Annotated in this window: 1 protein-coding gene; it reads left to right on the top strand. The window is 55.7% G+C overall.

Annotated elements, in window-relative coordinates; all coding sequences use genetic code 11:
* Nucleotides 1-19: 19 nt before the first annotated feature.
* A protein-coding gene (locus ACODS9_RS26490; protein WP_489095118.1) for an IS3 family transposase occupies nt 20-1,572 on the top strand; the annotation gives its coding sequence in 2 pieces (ribosomal slippage) (nt 20-482 and nt 482-1,572; 1,554 coding nt in all).
* The last annotated feature ends 39 nt before the right edge of the window (nt 1,573-1,611 follow it).

Genomic DNA, 1,611 nt, shown 5'->3' with positions numbered 1-1,611 from the left:
GGGCGGAAAGAGAGCCGATGTGCCGTACTATTCACCTGAACGTAAAGCCGAACTACTGAAGATGCTGCTCCCCCCATACAACCTGACAATGGCCGAGGTTGCGAGGCGTGAGGGAGTGACTGAAATGACACTACGTACCTGGCGTAAACGAGCCAGTCCTGAAGGATGTGTGGTGACCGATCCCAACCATCCGACCGAAAGCTGGTCGGCAGAAATGAAATTCGCAGCTGTCATCGAATGTGCCAGCCTGTCTGAAATTGAGCTGGGCGAGTACTGTCGCCGCAAGGGTTTGTACCCTGAGCAGGTCATGGCTTGGCGACAAACGTTCCTGAGCGGTATGGCGGCTGAAAAGCATCAACCGAAGGCTGATCGGGAACAGGGTCGCCAGGATAAACAACGTATTCAACAGCTGGAGCGCGAACTGCGCCGTAAAGAAAAGGCGCTGGCTGAAGCAGCGGCGCTGCTGGTCCTTCGAAAAAAGCTCAACGACTACTGGGGAGTCGACGACGAGGACAATTGACCGCTCTGCCGGAACGGCAACTGTTGGTGGACTGGCTAAACGAAGCGATTAGTGCTGGAGCACGAAAGCGGGTTGCATGCCTGGAAGTCGGCCTGACACTCAGGACACTACAGCGCTGGACTCAGACCGAGGAGGTTCGAGCTGACGCTCGAACCACAACAACTCGGACAACGCCTCCGAATGCCCTGAGCGAGCAGGAGCGCCAGGCAATTCTTGATCTATGCAACAGTGCTGAATACGCGCATTTGCCACCGAGCCAAATTGTCCCGCGCTTGGCGGACAAACAGTGCTATCTGGCCTCAGAGTCAACCTTTTACCGGGTGCTACGTGCGGCCGGACAACGACAGCATCGGGGCCGGAGCCAGCAGCCTGGACGCCAAGCTGTTCCAACCACCCATGCGGCACATGCACCTAATCGGGTCTGGTCGTGGGACATCACGTATCTGCCTACAGCGGTACGCGGAAAGTATTACTACCTGTACCTGATCGAGGACATCTACAGCCGGAAATGTGTCGGCTGGGAAGTGCATGAGGATGAAGACGGAGCGAAGGCCGCGACCTTGCTACAGCGAAGCGTGATCAGCGAGCAATGCTTGCGTGAGCCGTTGATATTGCACTCTGACAATGGCACTCCGATGAAGTCATCAACCTTGCTCAGCAAGATGCATGAGTTGGGTATCACCCCTTCCAGAGGCAGACCAAGGGTGAGTAACGACAACCCATACTCGGAGGCCTTGTTCAGAACACTGAAGTACTGCCCGCAATGGCCAACCAAAGGTTTCAGTAGCCTCGAGGCAGCCAGGCGTTGGGTAAGAGATTTCATCAGCTGGTACAACCAGGAACACCGACATAGCCGTATTCGTTTCGTTACGCCAGCAGAACGACACCGAGGCTTGGACAAACAGATCCTTGCCCGGCGTCATGAGTTGTACCTGCGGGCTAAAGAAAGAAATCCTGCGCGTTGGTCAGGCCAGACACGTAACTGGCAGCCTGCGGGAACCGTACTGCTGAATCCTGATCGAGAGCAACAGTACGATAAGCAAGCAGCATGACTTAGAGGTCAGACGCGACAACCACCTTGAAAAACGCCG

The organism is Pseudomonas sp. FG36, assembly GCF_057809275.1.
Note: the sequence above shows the minus strand (reverse complement) of the source record. Positions and strands in the feature narration are given on the sequence as shown.